This window comes from Arabiibacter massiliensis, from assembly GCF_902386925.1.
GTDB classification, from domain to species: Bacteria; Actinomycetota; Coriobacteriia; order Coriobacteriales; family Eggerthellaceae; genus Arabiibacter; species Arabiibacter massiliensis.
The window spans coordinates 1,848,164-1,865,989 of record NZ_LR698996.1 but is presented as its reverse complement, the minus strand read 5'-3'; the positions used below and the strand labels follow the sequence as shown (position 1 = coordinate 1,865,989).

Here is a 17,826-nt window from a genome sequence, read left to right as displayed (position 1 = left end):
TCGTTCATCGGAGAAGGAGGAAGGAACACTATGAGCAAAGGCATGGAAGGCGGAGTCTCCCGCCGTTCGTTCCTGAAGGGCGCGGGCGTCGCCGCGGCCGCCGTGGCGGGCTCCGCCGCGCTGGCCGGCTGCGCATCGGGCGGCACCTCGGGCGCGGCCAACACCGACTGGATGCCGGCGAGCTGGGACTACGAGTGCGACCTGCTCGTCATCGGCTACGGCGGCGCGGGCATGTGGGCGTCGCTCATCGGCGCCGACGAGTGCGGCCAGCAGGTCATCGTGCTGGAGAAGGCCCCCGAGCGCGGCGGCGGGAACAGCTCCATCAACAACGGCGAGTGGACCATCGTCGAAGAGAAGGAGAAGGACCGCTTCAAGAAGTACATCAAGGCCTTCACGCACGGAAAGACCCCCGAGCCCATGATCGACGCGTGGGTGGAGGAGTGCGCCCGCAACACCGAGTACGCCGACAAGTACGGCATGACCTACGAGGTGTCCGAGGTGGCCCTGGCCGGCGCCATCCCCGAGTACCACTTCCTCGACGACAACGCCTACGAGGGCTCCTGCAAGCTGTCCTCGGTGGACGGCTTCGGCATGCTGTCGTTCCACGAGCTGGACTCCAAGCGCGAGGAGCTGGGCGTGCAGGTCATCTTCGACTGCCATGACGAGCGCCTCATCCAGAACCCCGAGACCAAGGAGATCGTCGGCGCGTACACGATGATCGGCTCCGAGGAGAAGACGGTCAAGGCGCGCAAGGGCGTCATCCTCACGCTCGGCGGCTTCGAGTTCAACGAGGACCTCAAGAACGAGTACCTCAAGTGCTACCCCTTCAAGTTCGAGGGCTGGCAGTACAACACCGGCGACGGCATCAAGATGGTCGAGGACGTGGGGGCGAAGCTGTGGCACATGGACATGGCCATCTCCATGTACTCCATGTGGACGCGCGACCCCGAGAACGACTTCTCCATCCTGTACTTCATGCCCGGCTTCAGCTACTTCAACGTGAACCGCCTGGGCAAGCGCTACGTGAACGAGAACAACATGGGCTCGCCGCACAACGGCTGGCACACGCTGCTGCACTTCGACGACGCCATCGACGACTTCGACCGCATTCCCAGCTGGTGCATCTTCGACCAGAGCTGCTTCAGCGCCGGCAAGCTGTCCACGAGCCAGGGCGACTTCTTCGAGTGCGGCAACTTCGCCTCCGACCTGCCCGATTCGGTGCGCGCGTGGGACGGCTGGAGCCAGGACAACATGCCCGAGCTCGAGAAGGGCTGGATCCTCAAGGGCGACACCATCGAGGACCTCGCCAAGCAGATCAAGGACTTCGACCACTGGATGGATCCCGCCTCGCTCAAGGCCACGTTCGAGGAGTACCAGAAGTTCTGCGAGCAGGGCCGCGACGAGCGCTTCGACCGCGCCGCCGAGACGATGATCCCGCTCGATCAGGGCCCGTACTACGCCATCTCCATCTACCCCGGCTCGTGCTCCACGCTGGGCGGCCCGATGAAGAACGAGCACGGCCAGGTGCTCGACCCGCAGCGCAACCCCATCCCGCGCCTGTACGCGGCCGGCTGCTTCGGCAACTTCCAGAGCCACAGCTACGGCATCACCGGCGGCAACAACGCCGAGAACCAGGTGTGGGGCCGCATCAGCGCCCGCCACGCCTCGGGCCTCGAGGCTTGGGACGCCGCGCAGAAGTAGCGCGCGCCCGCTTGTTGACGATCGGCCGCCGCCCGACTCCCCATGGGCGGCGGCTCGATCCCTCCCCGCGGCCCGCCGCCTCCCCGCAGCGGGCCGCACCCGCAACCGAGATCAGATAGGAGAAGCGCATGACCTCTCAAGCACGCACCGCCGATCGGCGCCTCGTCGTGCTCGCCGTCTTCGGCGCCGTCCTCGCGCTCACGGCCGCGCTGTGGTCGCTCGCCGGCTGCGCGCCGCAAGAGGCTGCCGACGCGCCCGCGCCCCAGGGCCAGGAGCAGAAGGACGCCGCCGGCTCCGGCGCGTCCGCCATGGACGGCCAGCCCGTCAACTGGACGATGGACAGCGACTGCGCGATGTGCCACACGAGCGAGGCCGCGTCCGAGACCGACGCCGCCTGCCCGCAGGGTACGGCGCACAAGGCCGAGGGCGTGACCTGTGCCCAGTGCCACACCGACGAGCAGGCGCTTTCGACCGCGCACGCCGATGTGAAGTTCGGCGACAAGCCGGCTGCGAAGCCTTCTGTGATCACCGTCGACCCCGCCACCTGCGAGTCGTGCCACGGCACGCTGGAGGAGGTGGCCGCCAAGACGGCCGACTCCACGGCGCTCACCGACGACAAGGGCACCACGGTGAACCCGCACGAGCGTCCCGCCGGCGAGAAGCACGAGGCGAACCCCGCCACCTGCACCGACTGCCACAACAACCACTCGAAGGACCTGCCCAAGGACGCGATGAAGTACTGCGCCCAGTGCCACCACCGCGGCACGTTCGAGTGCGGCACCTGCCACGAGATTCGCGACCGCTAGGCGCTCGCGACCGACGACCGACGACAACCCGCTCGGGGCGGGAACCCTCCCTCCCTTCCGCCCCGAGAATTTCCCTTCCGAACGGCCCGGCGCCCTCCCTCGCCCGGGCCGTTCGGCGTTGTTGGGGGCGGCAGGGCGGCGGTGCACAGAAATTGCGCCTGTGCGAGCTGTTAGCTGAAACTAACCGTGTTGCAGGTGCATCGGCGCGCGGAAAAGGCCTAGTCGTGCGTTTTCGCTTCTCGCCGTGAACGAGTTTACTAAGTCTAACAGCTCGCACAGACGTCAATTTTGTGCATTGTCATCCTGAGCGGAGGGTGCCAGCACCCCCCCCCGTCATCCTGAGCGAAGCGAACGAAGTGAGCGGAGTCGAAGGATCCCCGCGCGGTGCCAACCGGGGCGCTTCCGGCTATACTGGCAGCGATGCGTCGGCGCGAAAGGAGGAGGCCGGATGGTCCGCGAGGTGCGCTATTTCGAGTACGGGGGCGAGGAGACGTCCTGGCTGGCCGCGCGCGATCCGCGGATGGCCGAGGTCATCGCGGCGGTGGGGCCTATCCGTCGCGAGGTGCACCCGGACCTGTTCGCCGCGCTCGTGAACTCCATCGTGGGGCAGCAGATTTCGACGAAGGCGCAGGCCACCATCTGGCGGCGCGTCGTGGACGCGCTCGGCGACGTGACGCCCGAGCGCATTGACGCGCTCTCCGACGGCGAGCTGCAGGCGTTCGGCCTGTCGTTTCGCAAGGTGGGCTACATCAAGGGCGCGGCCGCGCGCGTGCTTTCGGGCGAGCTCGACCTGGACGGCATCGCCCAGCTGCCCGACGACGAGGTGCGCCGAGAGCTTTCGGCGCTGCCCGGCATCGGCGTGTGGACGGCCGAGATGCTCATGACGTTCTCGCTGCAGCGCCCCGACATCATGAGCTACGGCGACCTGGCCATCCAGCGCGGCCTGCGCATGCTGCACCACCATCGCCGCATCACGCCCGAGCTGTTCGCGAAGTACCGCCGCCGCTACTCGCCGTACGGCACCGTGGCCAGCCTGTATCTGTGGGAGGTGGCCGGCGGCGCGGTGCCGGGCCTGCGCGATTGGGCGCCGAAGCCGAAGCCTAAGAAGAAGTAGGGGAGTCCTGGCGCGCGCCGCGCGAAAACGGCTATACTGGTGCGTTGCAAGGGGGTAGACGAGAAAGAGGGTGAAGTCATGGCGAACATGACGAATTTCTTCGGTCTGCTCGAACAACTGCAGAGCGCCGACATCACGGTCCACCAGAACCGCTGCGCCGTCGTGCGCAACCGCAACGCGACGTGCATGAAATGCGCCGAGGTCTGCACGTCCGGCTGCATCTCCTACGACGACAACGAGCTGATCATCGCACCCGAGAGGTGCATCGGCTGCGGCACCTGCGCCACCGTGTGCCCCACCTGCGCGCTCGAGGCGCACCGGCCGAACGACGCCGAGCTCCTGCACTCGTGTTTGGCTGCGGCGAAGGCAGCCGACGGCGAGGTGATCGTCGCGTGCGAGCAGATTTTGGCGGCGGCCGAAGGCCTGTTCGACCCTGATAAGGTGGTGGGCGTCACGTGCCTCGGGCGCGTGGAGGAGAGCCTGCTGGTCACGCTGGCCGTGGCAGGCGTGAAGCACGTGAGCCTCGTGCAGGCCAAATGCGAGGAATGCGAGCACAGCACCGGCTTCCGCATGGCCGAGCTGGTGCGCGACACGGCCAACACGCTGCTCGAGACGTGGAAGAGCGGCATGCGCGTGGACCTGGCCAAGAAGTTCCCGTCCGTGGCGCGCCTCGCTGCGGAGGGGAAGGGTTACGACGCGAGCCGCCGCGGGTTCTTCGCCAGCGTGAAGGACGAGGCCAAGACGGCCGCGGCGGTCACCGCCGACTACGCCGTGAAGGACGCGCTGGGGGTGGAGGACGCGCCCGAGCCCAAGTACGTGAAGGTGATGGCCGACGGCACGCTTCCGCATTTCGTGCCCGACCGGCGCGAGCGGCTGCTGGACGGCCTGGCCGCGCTCGGCGAGCCCGAGGACGTGATGATCGACACCAGGCTGTGGGGCCACGTGATCATCGATCCCGAGAAGTGCAGCTCGTGCCAGATGTGCGCGACGTTCTGCCCGACCGGGGCCATCTCGAAGTTCAAGGACGACGACGGCACGTTCGGCGTGCAGCACGCGCCGGCCGACTGCGTGAAGTGCCGCTGCTGCACCGACATCTGCCCCGAGGGCGCGCTCGAGCTGTCCGAGGAGGTGTTCGCGGTCGACCTCCTGTCCGGTGCCGTCGAGCGCTACGAGATGAAGCCCATGAAGAACCCTCCGGGCAACCCCCACCAGATCTGGCATTCCATGAAGGACCTCCTCGGCTGCGACCAAGTGTACGAGCGGTAGAGGCGCGAGAAGTGTCCCAAATGGGGACTGTCCCCATTTGGGACACTGGCCCGCAGGGGCCACGAGCACGGTTTCGGGGCCCTCTGCCAGAAAAATACGCGCAATGGACGGATTGATGGCGATGCGGTAGCACTTCGACCTGGGGTTTCCCTTCGCACCCTTGTGGGAGCGCCCGCAAGGGTGCGTTCTGTCCCGCAGATTCGTCCATTGCTCAACTTTTTTTCAGCATGCGGCATAAACAGCACTTCAAGCACGAATGCCTCACGTATCTGTGCTAGAGGGAGGTCGTCCGCGGGCGCATGTCTTCGATGATGGCCTCGGCCACCTCATGGGCGTGCGGGGCGGGCTCCTCTGCCGCCTTCGACCTGAGGGCCTCGGGGATGGCGTCGCTCAGGCCGGCGAGCGCGTCGAAGACGATCCCTTCGGGCATCTCCAGGTCGCCGGCGAACAGCCGCCAGTCCTCGCGCGTGATCTCGTCGAGCTCGCGAGTGTCGCCGATCGAGATGCCCATGACCCGCGAGTATCCCAAAACGGTGGTGGACACGAGATCGTACGCCGGCGCCAGGGCGCGCCTCTTCCAGTCGGGCGAGTAGAGCAGCGAGTAGTTCTTCAGATGGTTGTCGCAGTTGCCGATGAGGTAGTCGAACGCAATCTGGCGCGCGAACTCCGTCTTGTCGCGGATGAGGTCAGACGAGCAGCGGTTCAAAACGCGGTTGGCGATCGCGGCGTAGTTGTCGGTGAACTCGAGCTCGTACTTGCCGTACGAGGGGAATCCGGCGGCCTGGCAGAAGTCCTCTTGATGCAGGCGGATGGGCGCGCTCGCGTCGTCGGCGACCGCACGGTCGAATCGCCGCACGGCGAGAAGGGGCCTCTTCCCGGGAATGACGAAGGTCTCCGCGGCGCTCAGGCCGCAAGCGCGCGCCGCCTCCATGCACAGGTGCTCGTTGACGGCGAGATGCGGATGCCGCTCGTCAGGGATCTTGACGATGTGGGTCGACGGGGCGGTGCCGAGCGGCGCGAGCCAGTTGTCGCGAGGGTTGTCCCCTGCATGGCACAGCCCTATCTTCGCCTGCGCTCCGGCAAGCGACAGCCTGGTCAGCTCCATCTCCAACGTGGCGGCGTAAGCCGGGGCGGCGAGAAGCTCCTCGAAGCGCTCGAAAGCGAAGGGCTCGTACGCAGGTGCGAAGTCCTCCGGACACGCGTCGGGCGTGCGGAACATGAGCGCGCCGACGCATTCGCAATTGAGCCGTGCGAGCATGCTGAGCCAGTCGGAGGGCGACACGCCCAGGCGGTGGGAGAGCTCTTGGCGCGTGTGGCCCTCGGGGACGATGCCCTCGAAGAACCCTTCGTGCTCGTGCGGCAGGAAAGGCTCGCTTCGCAGGGGGAGCGAGAACGACAGGGGATCGGGATGCGCGCTTGCCAGGTACTGCGGATCGTACGCGAACGTCGTCTCCCGTCCCTCGCGTTCAAGGGCGCCGGTTTTCTCGAATTCGCCGTTGAAGAAGCGGAAGACTTCGAGGGCGTCCATGCTAGCCCCTTTCGATCGCGGCGAGGTCGAGTCCGATGCTGTTCATGATGCGGAGCACCTGGCCGATGCCCGCGCCGCTCTTCCCGCGTTCCAGCTCGCTCACGAAGCGCACGCTGCACCGGTTGAACGCGGCCACCTGGCCCTGCGTGTAGCCGAGCTTCTTCCGGCGCGCGCGGATGGCGCGCCCGAGCTCCTCCGGGTCGTACACGACGCTTCCTTGGTCGAAGGCCATGGCACCTCCTTTCATGCGAATTTTCCCTATTGGGAATATAGCAGCTGAGTCTGTCGAAATTTTCCCCATTGGGATATTGCCAGCGAATCGACACAAAATTATCCTGATAGGGAAAATCTACTCCTCTGCGCTCCTCCGCAGCGCGATCCTGTACCGCAGTCAGGGTTTCCGACCGTGCGGGCTCCCCGTCACCGACCCTCGCGGAACCGGCGGGCCTCTTCCTCCAGCTCCTCGACGAACCGCGCGATCGCCTGGCTGCGCGGCTCCTGCCGATACACCGCGTAGAACGGGAAGCACGCGTCCTCGTCGTCGAACGGCAGCACGCGATGGTCGTCGGTGAGGGGCTGCTGCTGTTGCAGCGAGCGCTCCACCACCAGCAGGTTGTCGGCGATGTCGAGCGTGGGGAAGTCCTGCACCGACTGCAGGAACACGGGCCGGTAGATGGGCTGAGCGCCCTTGCTGGCGAACAGCTTGCGCGCGATCTTCGCCCCGGCGATGGCGTACACCCCGTCGGGCGAGAGCAGCTTCTGCTTGTCGAGGTCGCCCACCTGCAGGGACGCGCGGTCGGCGAGGGGATGGTCCTTCATCATGATGGCCACGAGCGGGTCGTCGAACAGGTGCAGCGCCGCGAGGCCCTCCGGCGGCTCGGCGCCGTGCTCCATCATGGTGAACGCGACGTCGAGCGTGCCGTTCTCCACCAGCTCGACGAAGGGGCGCTGGCGGCTGTTGTCGTAGCGCACGCCGAGGGGCGAGCCGTTTTCGCGCTGACGGTTGAGGATGGCGTTGACGATGCGCACGAGGTGCGGATTGCGGTACAGTCCTCCCACGGTGATCGGCGGATCCTTCTTCAACTCGGCGATGCGCTCGAGGGTGCGGTCGTGCGCGTCGATGATGTCGAGCGCCCCCTCGAACAGCGCCTGCCCCTCCTGCGTGAGCCGCACCTGCGCGCTCGAGCGCACAAGCAGCTCGGCGCCGCATTCACGCTCCAGAGCCAGCACGTGCTTGCTCAGCGTGGACTGAGCGGTGTTGAGGTTGCGCGACGCCTCGCTGTAGTTGAGGCAGTAGACCAGCTCCACGAACTCCTTCAGATACGAGATGTGCATACCGCTATTCCCCCTCGGAATACTCAGCTGCAATCAAATCGATTGAGCATGCCCCCCGCGCTCCGTACGATGACCCCCGAGGAACGTTCCGCACATAGTACCGCAAAAGGAATCGTTGATCCAAACGGAGGAGGGATTATGGGGCATTTGAAGTGCACGCGCCGCACCTTCATGAAGTGCGCCGCCGTCACGGGGGCCGCGCTGGGCTTGTCGACGACGGCCGCCGCTTCGGCGTTCGCTGAAAGCGCGTCAGCGCCGGCGGGCGAGGTGCGCAAGGTGAGGAGCCACTGCCGCGCGTGCGGCAAGATGGAGTGTGGCACCTGGGTGTGGGTGCAGGACGGCCGCGTGATCGACATCACGGGCGACGAGAGCGCCATCACGAGCCGTGGCAACCTGTGCGCGAAGGGGAAGTCCGCCGCCCAGGCGCTCTACCACCCCGAGCGCCTGCGCTACCCGATGAAGCGCACGAACCCCAAGGGCGAAGATCCCGGCTGGGTGCGCATCAGCTGGGACGAGGCCATCGAGGCCGGCGCCAAGGGGTTCCAGGAGCTCATCGACAAGTACGGCGGGCCGTCCATCAAGTCGCTGCACGGCACGAGCCGCATCACCAGCTACGGCTCCATGATGTTCGGCTACTACGTGGGCAGCCCCAATGGCGGCTGCACGGCGGGCCAGGTGTGCAAGGGCCCGCGCACCGAGGCGGGGGCGCTCACGTGCTTCCCGGCGCACTGGATCTCGCTCAACGACGGCGTGGAGGTGTTCTTCCAGTGGGGCACCAACCAGGAGATATCCAACTACGACAACGCGAACCGCGTGACGGTGGACGCCCAGGTGAACGCCCGCACGTCCATCTGCGTGGGGCCGCGCCTGCAGAACCTCGGCAAGGAGGCCGACATCCGGGTGCACCTGCGGCCGGGAACCGACGACGCCTTCGGCATGGCGCTGCTCAACGTCATCGTGAACGAGATGGAGAGCTATGACCAGCTGTTCGTGAAGAAGTGGACGAACGGCCCCTTCCTGTACGTGCAGGAGCTGGAGCCGAGCGGCTTCTCGTGGACGGCCCATCTGGACAACCAGGGCTATCCGCTGAACATCCGCACGCGCCTGCTGAAGGAGTCGGACGTGCGCGAGGGCGGCAGCCCCAAGCGCTTCATGGTGTGGGACAAGAAGAACGAGCGGTTGACCTGGTTCGATTCCGAGACGGCGCTGTGGGAGGGCGAGACCTCCTACGCCAAGCCCACCGAGATCGTGAAGCACGGCGAGGGCTACCTGGTGGAGGACAACGGCTTCGCCATCGACATCGACCCCGCGATCGACGGCACGTACGAGGTGCAGCTCAAAGACGGCCGCACGGTTTCCGCGACGCCGACGTTCGAGCTGTTCAGCCAGCGCATCGCCGAATGGGACGTCGAGAAGACGGCCGAGCACTGCTGGGTCGAGCCCGACGTCATCCGCGCGGTGGCGGAGGAGTACGGCTGCAAGCTCATGCAGGGCGGCATCCAGTACCAGCTGGCGCTCGAGCACGCGGGCAACGCGGTGCAGGCCACGCGTATCCCGCTCATCTTGTCGGCGCTCATGGGCAACCTCGACACGCCGGGCGGCAACCGCGGCGGCGAGACGGTGCACTACCTGTACAACATCTTCATCAACTACGCGACGCCCTTCGGCGCGCCCATGCAGGCGCCCGAGCTGCGCGCCCGCGTGGCGGGCGGCGACAAGTTCCCGCTCATCCCGTTCTTCCAGACCATCGGCGGCGCGGCGTTCCACCACGACCAGACGAGCGCCACCGACATGGTCCTCACGGGCAAGCCGTACCCCATCCGCGGCATGATCTCGTCCACCGGGACGCACCACCATTCGGGCAACGCGACCAAGAACTGGGAGGCGTTCAAGTCTCTCGACTTCTACTGGGCGGCCGAGCTGTGGTTCGCGCCCACGGTGGAGCTGGCCGACATCCTCGTGCCGGCGGCGCACTTCCTGGAAATCGACAACCTGCGCATCTCGCAGGGCGCGGAAAGCGGGTTCGGCGCCCAGGTGGCCGCGGTGAAGCCGCTCGCCGAGGCCCGGTGGGACACGCCGCAGATCATCCAGATCCTCAAGAAGATGGGCATCCCCTGGTGGCCGGCCTCGGCCGAGACAGCGCCGCCGTTCTGGCCGAAGGAGTGGCTGTCCACCCAGTGGCCCGACGAGAAGCAGGTGAACGAGCTGGCCATCCTGCATTCCACGCACGGCATGCAGATACCCGGGCCTGAGGGCGACAAGCTCGAGTTCAAGGACTGGGACGACTTCATGCGGCAGTACCAGGAGCATGGGCAGTGGGATCTGCGCAAGGTGAGCCCCATCGGCTACTTCCGCCGCCATCTGCTGGGATACATGCGCAAGGACGGCCTGCCGGGCTTCGAGACGCCCACGACGCGCTTCGAGCTGTTCTCCACCATCCTGGAGTCGTACCATCCCGGCGAGGAGCTGCCGGTGGTGCGCGAGCCGCTTGAGAGCCCGTACTCCACGCCCGACGTACATACGGAGTACCCGATCATCCTCACCACCGGGCGGCGCATTCCCGTGTTCTTCCACAGCGAGGGGCGTCAGCAGCCCTACTGCCGCGAGCAGGCGGTGGTGCCGACGTTCCAGATCAACCCGGAGACGGCGGCCGAGCTGGGCATCGAGCAGGGCGATTGGTGCTGGATCGAGTCGCGCCGCGGCAAGGTGCGCCAGGTGGCCGATCTGTTCTACGGCATCGCGCCCGGCGTGGCGGAGGCCGACCACGGCTGGTGGTTCCCCGAGCTGCCCGCGCCGAGCCACGGCTGGGAGCTGTCGAACATCAACGCGCTCGTGGACGACCAGGCGCAAGACCCCATCAGCGGCGCGACGACGCTGCGCGCCTATCTGGTGAAGATATACAAGGCCACGCCCGAGAACTGCCTGGGCGGCGTGGTGGTGCCGTGCGCGGTGGAGGACGGGACGCCGATCATCGCCGAGCCCGACGATCCGCGCCTGAAGAAGTGGATGCCCGTGAAGGCCGAGGAGGAGGTGTAGCATGACCCAGTACGCAATCGCCACCGACTTGAACCGATGCGTGTCTTGTTTGGCCTGTTCGGTGTCGTGCAAGATCGTGAACGGCATAGCGCCCGGCGCGTTTTGGAACAAGGTGCTGCGCATCGGGCCGAACCCTATTCCGGGCGGCTCGGGGAAGTTTCCCGACGTGGAGATGTACTATCTGCCCGTCACCTGCCAGCACTGCGAGGATCCCGAGTGCGTGAAGGTATGTCCGACGGGGGCGTCCATGAAGCTTGAGGACGGTACGGTGCAGGTGGACAAATCGAAATGCATCGGCTGCCAGTTCTGCGCGATGAGCTGCCCCTACGGTGTACGGTACCTCAACGAGGAGGAGCGCGTGGTGGAGAAGTGCACGCTGTGCGAGCAGAAGATCGCGCAGGGCGAGCTGCCGGAATGCGTGCGCCAATGCGGCGGCCGCGCGCGGTTCTTCGGCGACTTGGAGCAGGGCGTGGAGACGTTCGTGGGGCCGCCGGCGCGCGAGGGCGAGCCGTTCCAGCCCATCACGGCGACGAGTAGGCCGTGGGATGCGTCCGAGGTGCATCACCTGCCCGACGTGGGGAACAAGCCGTCGTACGTGTACATTTTGCGAGGTCGCGAGTGGAAGGGAGGGGGAGAGTAATGGAATTGCAGTGGCCTTTGATCGCGTTCACCACACTGGTGGCGTGGAGCGCGGGATTGTTCGGGACGCAGGCGCTGATGGCGCTGCGCGGTGCGGGGAAGAAGTCGCAGATGACGGCTTGGGTGGCATCGGCGGTGCTGCTGGCCGTCGGCGGCGTGGCGGTGTTCTTCCACTTGGAGCATTGGGAGAGGATCTTCAACGGGTTCGGGCACTTGACCTCCGGGATAACGCAGGAGCTCATCGCCATCGTGGTGCTGGCCGTGGTCGCGGTGGCGTACCTGGTCATGATGCGGAAGTCCGACGACGGGGCGAGCGTGCCGAAGTGGCTGGCCGGCGTCTCGATCGCCGTGTGCGCGGTGCTCGTGGCCGTGATGGCGCACAGTTACACCATGGCCGCCAGGCCGGCGTGGGACAGCGTGCTCTGGATCCTCTACGTGATCGGCAACGCCTGCGTGCTCGGCCCCGCGACGATGGCCGTCATCATGGCGGCGAAGGGCGACGACGTCAAGCCCATCGGCCTCCCGGCCCTGATCGGCGCGGCCCTCGCGGCCGTCGCGGCAGTCGCCTTCGCCGCCTTCCTCCAGGCGAGCGGCGGCTCCTTCGCCGAGGTCGGCTTCTACTTCGACCCGACGCACCCGACGAAGGCCATGGCCGACGCCGCCGCCACCGTCGGAGGCCAAGCGCCCCTGCTCTGGGGCGGTGCCGTGGTCGTCGGCGCGATCGTCCCCCTGGTCGCCGCCTTCATGGGCAAGAAGTCCGCCAACTGGAAGCTCTGGGGCTCCGTCGCGGTGGTCGCCGCCCTGATCGGCGCGGTCTGCCTCCGCGTGGCCTTCTACAACCTGGGCCTCTCGGTCTTTATGTTCTACTAGGACTAGCCGGCCCCGCCGTCCCCGCGGCGGTGGGGCCCTCCGAGGGCCCGAGATGTTTCACATGAAACATTGAGCATTCTCGTAGCCCCAAAAGGCATCTGTCCCCAATTGGAACATTGCGCCGATCGGAGCCCCCTGCGGGCGCGGTTCGTCTCCCCAACCCCCTTGCAGACGGACGAGCCGCCCCCGCAGGGGGCTCCGCGCGCGTTTTCAAGGGTTCCTTGCAAGGAAACGGACGAATCGATACTAATGAAGTATCATATTGACCTGGGATTTCTCTCATGTGCCCTCGCACAGGTGCCCACAAAGCGCGGTTTTGCCCCGCTGATTCATGCATTGCTCAAATCATTTTGCAGCAAGGGGGCAAGCAGCGTTTCCGGCATGGACGCTTCACATGAAAAATTATCCCAAAAGAAAAACTCACTCCTCCGCGTCCTCCACCAGGTCGATGAGTTCTTGCTGGGTGTGGATGTCCATCTTCTTGTAGATGTGGCGCATGTGGGTGCGCGCGGTGCCCTCGGAGATGTAGAGCTGCTCCTGGATGTAGGCGGCGTTGCGGCCCTTCGCCAGCAGGAACAGAACCTCCGTCTCCTTCTTCGACAGCAGGTAGCGGTTGGCCACCAGCTCGCACTTGCGCTTGAAGCGCCCCGCGCGCGCCTTCTCGGGTGACGCCTCCTCGGCGGCGCGCTCACGCGATGCGTCCTGCTCGCCTGCGGGGTTGTCCGATTCGCCCACCACGAGGGCGCGGATCTCGCTTCCGCGCGGCAGCGCCCCGAAGCCCCCGACGACGCACGCGAGCACGACGACGAGCGTGCTCGCCGGATCGACGGCGGGATCGAGCTGGGGGATGGCGGCGGAGGCCGCGATGCCCAAAAGCGCCCCCAACGCGAGCGCCCCGCGCCCGAACCCGAACACGACGAACGCGGTCAGGCGGAACCGCTGCGTGATGTCGGCGTAGCTCACCCACATGGCCCCTTCGAACAGCAGGTAGCACAGAAGCAATGCGAAGGTGGTGAAAGGGGTCGCGTCGGCGACGAAGTGGACCGCAACGAGCGCCACCGCGATGAGCGGCAGAAGCGTGCGGAACATGAAGTTGAGGTGCTGTCGCTGCGTGAGCATGACGGCGATCATGAGTGCGCACGCGACGAGCGCGGCCGCCCCGATGCAGGCGATCTGCGTCCCCAGGCCTCCCACCAGGTGCATGTCGGCGATGGCCTGCACGCGCACGTTCCCCAGCGCGAACCCGAATAGGAGGCTCGGCGCGCACAGGCGCAGCGCGAACGGGGCCTTGCGCACCTTGAGCGTGATGGCGGCGAACTCCAGCTTGTCGATGAGCACGGTGCTGCACCGGTAAAGGCACCAGCACTCGAGGAACGGGATGAGCGCCGCGGCCACCGCTCCCAGCGGGTGCAGCGCGTCGAGGTTCGACACGAGGGCGTACAGCGCGATGCCCGCCACCAGCGAGAGCGCCGTGCTGGTGACGATGGTGGCGATGTCGCACTGCCCGAACGACACACCGTAGCTCATCAAGAGGATGGCCGAGCCGACGCCGGTGGCCGCGCCTCCCGCAACGAGCGCGGCGATTCCCGCCGCCGACTCGACGCCGGCCAGGCACATGAGCAGCGTCCCCGCGCAGGCGAGCGACGCGCCGAGGAACCGGATGCTCTTGCGCCGCCGCTGCGTGGCGAACAGCCTCCGGAACGCGCGCGAGAGCACGCCGTACGAGAACAGCGTCGTCACGAAGAACACGAGGGAGGCCGGGTGGAACAGCGTCGCCGTGGCCGCGGGGTCGGCGGCGTTCCAGAAGAACAGCTGCTGGCCGTTGAACATGGTGAGGTACACCCATGCCCAGTGCGACCCGAAGCCTGCGATAAGCGGCAGCGACAGCTTGCCGAGCGAGAACCCCTCGTCCTCGCGCACCTCCACCTTGAGACGCGGCAGTTTCACTTCCATGCTGGATCCGTCCCTCCCCGGCGAGCCCCTTCGTCGTCCATCATACTGCATCGCCTGCGCTCGCGGTCGCGTCGCAGCGCATTCGATCGCCTCGCCGAAGCGTGTTTCCTGGGGTTTCGCGAAAAATCATAGCCTCGGTATGATGCCGCGTGAGCCCCAATTCCGCAAAAATCATAGCCGTGCTGGGACGCCTATGACCCCGCCGCCCCCTAGGATGGCCCCACCGCTTCGCACCGGAAGCGGATGAGGAGAAAGGAAGGTGGGGATCAATGGCTCAGCTTACGCTCACGCGCCGCAGCTTCATGAAGACGATGGCGGTCACCGGCGCCGCCGCGACGCTCGTCACGTCCGCCCAGCCCCTGCAGGCGCTCGCCGAGGGCGTCGACGCCAGCGCGGGCGAGGTCAAGCGCGTCCGCTCGTGCTGCCGCGCGTGCGGCAAGGTGGAATGCGGCGTGTGGGTCACCGTGCGTGACGGCAAGGTCATCAAGGTGGAGGGCGACGAGTCCGCGCCGCAGAGCCGCGGGCACTGCTGCAGCAAGTCGCAGTCGTCCATGCAGGCGCTCTACCATCCCGATCGCCTGCGCTTCCCCGTGAAGCGCACGAACCCCAAGGGCGAGGACGATCCGGGCTGGGTGCGCATCACGCTGGACGAGGCGTTCGAGCTGTGCGGCGAGAAGCTGCAGGAAGTGAAGGACAAGTACGGCGGGCAGTCCATCTTCGTGATGTGCGGCACGTCGCGCGTGTGGTCGCTCGGGCCCTACCAGGGCATGAAGCAGCTGTTCGGCACGCCCAACGCGCATCTGGCCTACCAGGTGTGCAAGGGCCCGCGCCACTTCGGCGGCATCATGACCGACGAGATGGGCTCGCCGTGGATGGAGGTGGAGGCCGAGCCGAGCGTGTACGTGCAGTGGGGCACGGCCTGCGAGTACTCCAACTACGACTCCACGAACCGCACGGTCACCGACGTGGCCTCCCGCGCCGAGAAGCACATCATCGTCGACCCGCGCGTCACGCCGCTGGGCAAGGAGGCCGACATCTGGCTGCCCCTGCGCCCCGGCACCGACGGCGCGCTGGCGCTGTCGTGGCTCAACTGGATCATCGAGAACGAGGCCTACGACGACACCATGGTGCGTCGCTGGTCGAACGCGTCGTTTTTGTTCGTCGAGGACAAGCCGTGGCTCACGGAAGGCTGGCTCGTGGAGGGCAACGGCGGCATCGAGATGAAGACGCGCCTGCTCACCGAGGCCGACCTCGTGGAGGGCGGCAAGCACCAGCGCTTCATGGTGTGGGACGAGGCCAACGAGCGCCTCACCTACTGGGACGCCGAGGCGGGCAAGTGGGAGGGCGAGGAGCACAAGATCCCCACCACCGGCACGTGGATCGAGCACCCGTACAAGCTCCTCGTGGCCGACGCGTGGCTGCCCGACCAGTCCGCGTTCGCCGATCCGGCCACCGAGCCCGACCGCTTCCCCGAGGGTTCCGAGGCGTGCAATCCCAAGGGCCTGCCCAAGCAGCCCGCGCTGTTCCCCGGCGAGGTCGAGGTCACCCTGCGCGACGGCTCCGTGCGCACGGCGCGCAGCGTGTGGGATGCGTTCCACGACCTGACGAGCGAGTACACGATGGCGAGGGCCGAGGAGATCACCGGCGTGCCCGCGGCGAAGAACGAGGAGGCCGTCCGCGCCTGGACGACCCGCGTGAACCCGCTGCACGGCAACGGCGGCATCCACTTCCAGCTGGCCACCGACCAGAACGGCAACTCCATCCAGAACGTGCGCGCCCTGCAGATCATGAGCTGCATCACCGGCAACGCCGACGAGCCCGCCGGCAACCGCGGCTCCTCGAAAGCCCAGTTCGACGGCAACCCCGGCCGCTCCAACATGCAGGCCGGCGCGCCCTACGGCGACGCCGCCAAAACGTGGGAGGGCCGCGACGTCGACCTCGAGGGCCTGGCCGCGAAGATGCAGGACTTCGTGCAGTATCTCATCGACAACGACTCGCCCCTGGCCGAGCGCTACGGCAACAAGGTGCCCTCGCACGAGGAGGCCGTCGTCATCGCCAAGCGCATGGGCGGCGCGTTCCGCGCCTCGCAGGTGTGGCCGAACCCGACCACCGTGTTCGAGCGCCAGGCGGGCGAGGTGGACGCCGAGCGCTTCCCGCTGAACCGCTACTGGGCGCGCTGGGCCGACGCGAACGCCATCTGGGACGGCTGCCTCGACAACGACGTGCCCTACCAGCTGCACGCGGGCGTGTGCCAGTCGGGCGACTTCATGAACATGGCCAATATCGACGTGGCGTGGGAGGCGCTCAAGCAGCTCGATTTCTTCACCGACATCAACCTGTGGTTCTGCCCGAACAACGGCAACGCCGACGTCATCTTCCCGTGCTACCACTGGCTGGAAGTGGACACGACGCGCGTGAGCCAGGGCGCGGGCGGCTTCTTCGGCTGCGGATGCGCCGCCGTCGAGGCGCCGGGCGAGTGCATTTACGATCCTGACTGGAACGTCGGGATGTACAAGGCCATGGGCGTGCCGTGGAACACGAAGGACGAGACGGCCACGCCGTCGCCCCTGCTCAACTTCGGCGAGAAGACCGACTACCGCTGGCCCGACCAGAGCCGCGTGCTCAAGGACAACGTCGACCAATGGAAGACGGCCGAGTTCCCCGACGGCCCCACCTGGGAGCAGGCGAAGGAGCACTTCCAGAAGAACGGCTGGATGGACTGCCGCGAGTGGCATCCCGAGCGCTGGGGCACCTACCGCCGCCATGAGATGGGCTGGCGCAGGCAGCAGGGCGGCTTCAACCTGTTCCCCCTCGTGGACGACCATCCGGGCTTCATGACTCCGTCGGGCCTGATCGAGATCTGGTCGCTCACCTGCGAGGCGTACCTGGGCGACGAGGACAAGTTCCCCGTCTACCGCGAGCCGGTGGACTCGCCGGTGACGACGCCCGAGTACTTCGACGCTTCGAAGGCGGGGGAGATCGACGAGGCCAAGCTGCGCAACAGGGACTACCCGGCCAGTCTGCAGGAGCACCCGGACGCCGCCTTCCTCATGACCACGGGCGCGCGCCAGCCGGTGTACTTCCACAGCGAGCATCGGCAGCTGCCGTGGTGCCGCGAGCTCTGGCCGGCCCCGCGCCTGGAGATGAACCCCAACGACGCGGCGCGCCTGGGCCTTTCGCAGGGCGACTGGGTGTGGATCGAGAGCCCGTGGGGCAAGGTGCGCGAGGTGCTCGACCTGTATTACGGCATCAGCCCCGGCGTGGTGAACGCGAACCACGCGTGGTGGTATCCCGAGATGGACACCGCGAGCCACGGGTTCGAGCTGGTGAACATCAACTGCGTCATGAACCCCCGCGGCCAGGACGTGGTGTGCGGCGCGGCGACGATGCGCTCGGTGCCGGTGCTCGTGTACAAGGCGACGCCCGAGAACTCGCCGTTCGGCAACCCGGTGCCGTGCGATCCGCAGGGCAACCCGGCGGTGTGCGACGCGGGCGACCCGCGGCTGAAGGAATGGATGGGCACGGGCCTGCGCGCCCGCGTCCAAGGAGAAGACGCGTGGATGGGAGAGGGGGCGTAA

The 17,826-nt window shown here is 66.9% G+C and carries 12 protein-coding genes; 8 read left to right on the top strand and 4 right to left on the bottom strand.

The annotated features are described in order from the left end of the window. Positions 1–30: 30 nt before the first annotated feature. The 4 genes from FX134_RS07980 (at position 31) to FX134_RS07965 (ending at position 4,887) form a co-directional block, all read left to right on the top strand. On the top strand, positions 31–1,701 hold the full coding sequence (locus FX134_RS07980; RefSeq protein ID WP_080800158.1) for an FAD-dependent oxidoreductase: 1,671 nt from the start codon (positions 31–33) through the stop codon (positions 1,699–1,701). Between the two features lie 128 nt (positions 1,702–1,829). Next, complete coding sequence (locus FX134_RS07975; RefSeq protein WP_080800155.1) at positions 1,830–2,507, top strand: cytochrome c3 family protein; 678 nt, start codon at positions 1,830–1,832, stop codon at positions 2,505–2,507. 448 nt (positions 2,508–2,955) lie between these two features. Beyond that, entirely contained in the window at positions 2,956–3,621 is a 666-nt protein-coding gene (locus FX134_RS07970; RefSeq protein ID WP_080800152.1) for a DNA-3-methyladenine glycosylase family protein, read from the top strand. Positions 3,622–3,699: 78 nt separating this feature from the next. Further along, the gene (locus FX134_RS07965) at positions 3,700–4,887 is read left to right on the top strand and encodes a 4Fe-4S binding protein (RefSeq protein WP_080800149.1); all 1,188 of its coding nucleotides are present in this window, start codon (positions 3,700–3,702) and stop codon (positions 4,885–4,887) included. Positions 4,888–5,161: 274 nt separating this feature from the next. Here FX134_RS07965 and FX134_RS07960 read toward each other — a convergent pair whose 3' ends face one another. The 3 genes from FX134_RS07960 to FX134_RS07950 form a co-directional block, all read right to left on the bottom strand. After that, positions 5,162–6,415, bottom strand: coding sequence for a HipA domain-containing protein (locus tag FX134_RS07960; RefSeq protein ID WP_080800146.1), 1,254 nt, complete (start codon positions 6,413–6,415; stop codon positions 5,162–5,164). A gap of 1 nt (position 6,416) precedes the next feature. Beyond that, complete coding sequence (locus FX134_RS07955; RefSeq protein WP_080800143.1) at positions 6,417–6,647, bottom strand: helix-turn-helix domain-containing protein; 231 nt, start codon at positions 6,645–6,647, stop codon at positions 6,417–6,419. A 188-nt stretch (positions 6,648–6,835) separates the two neighbouring features. Next, positions 6,836–7,750: a LysR family transcriptional regulator gene (locus FX134_RS07950; RefSeq protein WP_080800140.1), complete on the bottom strand. Its 915-nt coding sequence runs from the start codon at positions 7,748–7,750 to the stop codon at positions 6,836–6,838. A gap of 138 nt (positions 7,751–7,888) precedes the next feature. On the opposite strand from FX134_RS07950, the gene FX134_RS07945 reads away from it, so the two are divergent. From FX134_RS07945 to FX134_RS07935, 3 genes are read left to right on the top strand one after another with little or no spacing between them, the layout of a single operon-like run. After that, positions 7,889–10,786: a molybdopterin-containing oxidoreductase family protein gene (locus FX134_RS07945; protein ID WP_172623422.1), complete on the top strand. Its 2,898-nt coding sequence runs from the start codon at positions 7,889–7,891 to the stop codon at positions 10,784–10,786. 1 nt (position 10,787) lies between these two features. Further along, positions 10,788–11,426, top strand: a complete 639-nt coding sequence (locus FX134_RS07940; RefSeq protein WP_080800135.1) for a 4Fe-4S dicluster domain-containing protein — start codon at positions 10,788–10,790, stop codon at positions 11,424–11,426. Continuing rightward, positions 11,426–12,295, top strand: coding sequence for a dimethyl sulfoxide reductase anchor subunit family protein (locus tag FX134_RS07935; protein ID WP_080800131.1), 870 nt, complete (start codon positions 11,426–11,428; stop codon positions 12,293–12,295). The genes FX134_RS07940 and FX134_RS07935 overlap by 1 nt, the downstream gene beginning before the upstream one ends. A 420-nt stretch (positions 12,296–12,715) precedes the next feature. On the opposite strand, the gene FX134_RS07930 is transcribed toward FX134_RS07935, so the two are convergent. Then, the gene (locus tag FX134_RS07930) at positions 12,716–14,248 is read right to left on the bottom strand and encodes a helix-turn-helix transcriptional regulator (RefSeq protein ID WP_143412166.1); all 1,533 of its coding nucleotides are present in this window, start codon (positions 14,246–14,248) and stop codon (positions 12,716–12,718) included. 269 nt (positions 14,249–14,517) lie between these two features. Between FX134_RS07930 and FX134_RS07925 the strand changes: the two genes are divergently transcribed. Then, positions 14,518–17,826: a molybdopterin-containing oxidoreductase family protein gene (locus FX134_RS07925; protein WP_080800125.1), complete on the top strand. Its 3,309-nt coding sequence runs from the start codon at positions 14,518–14,520 to the stop codon at positions 17,824–17,826.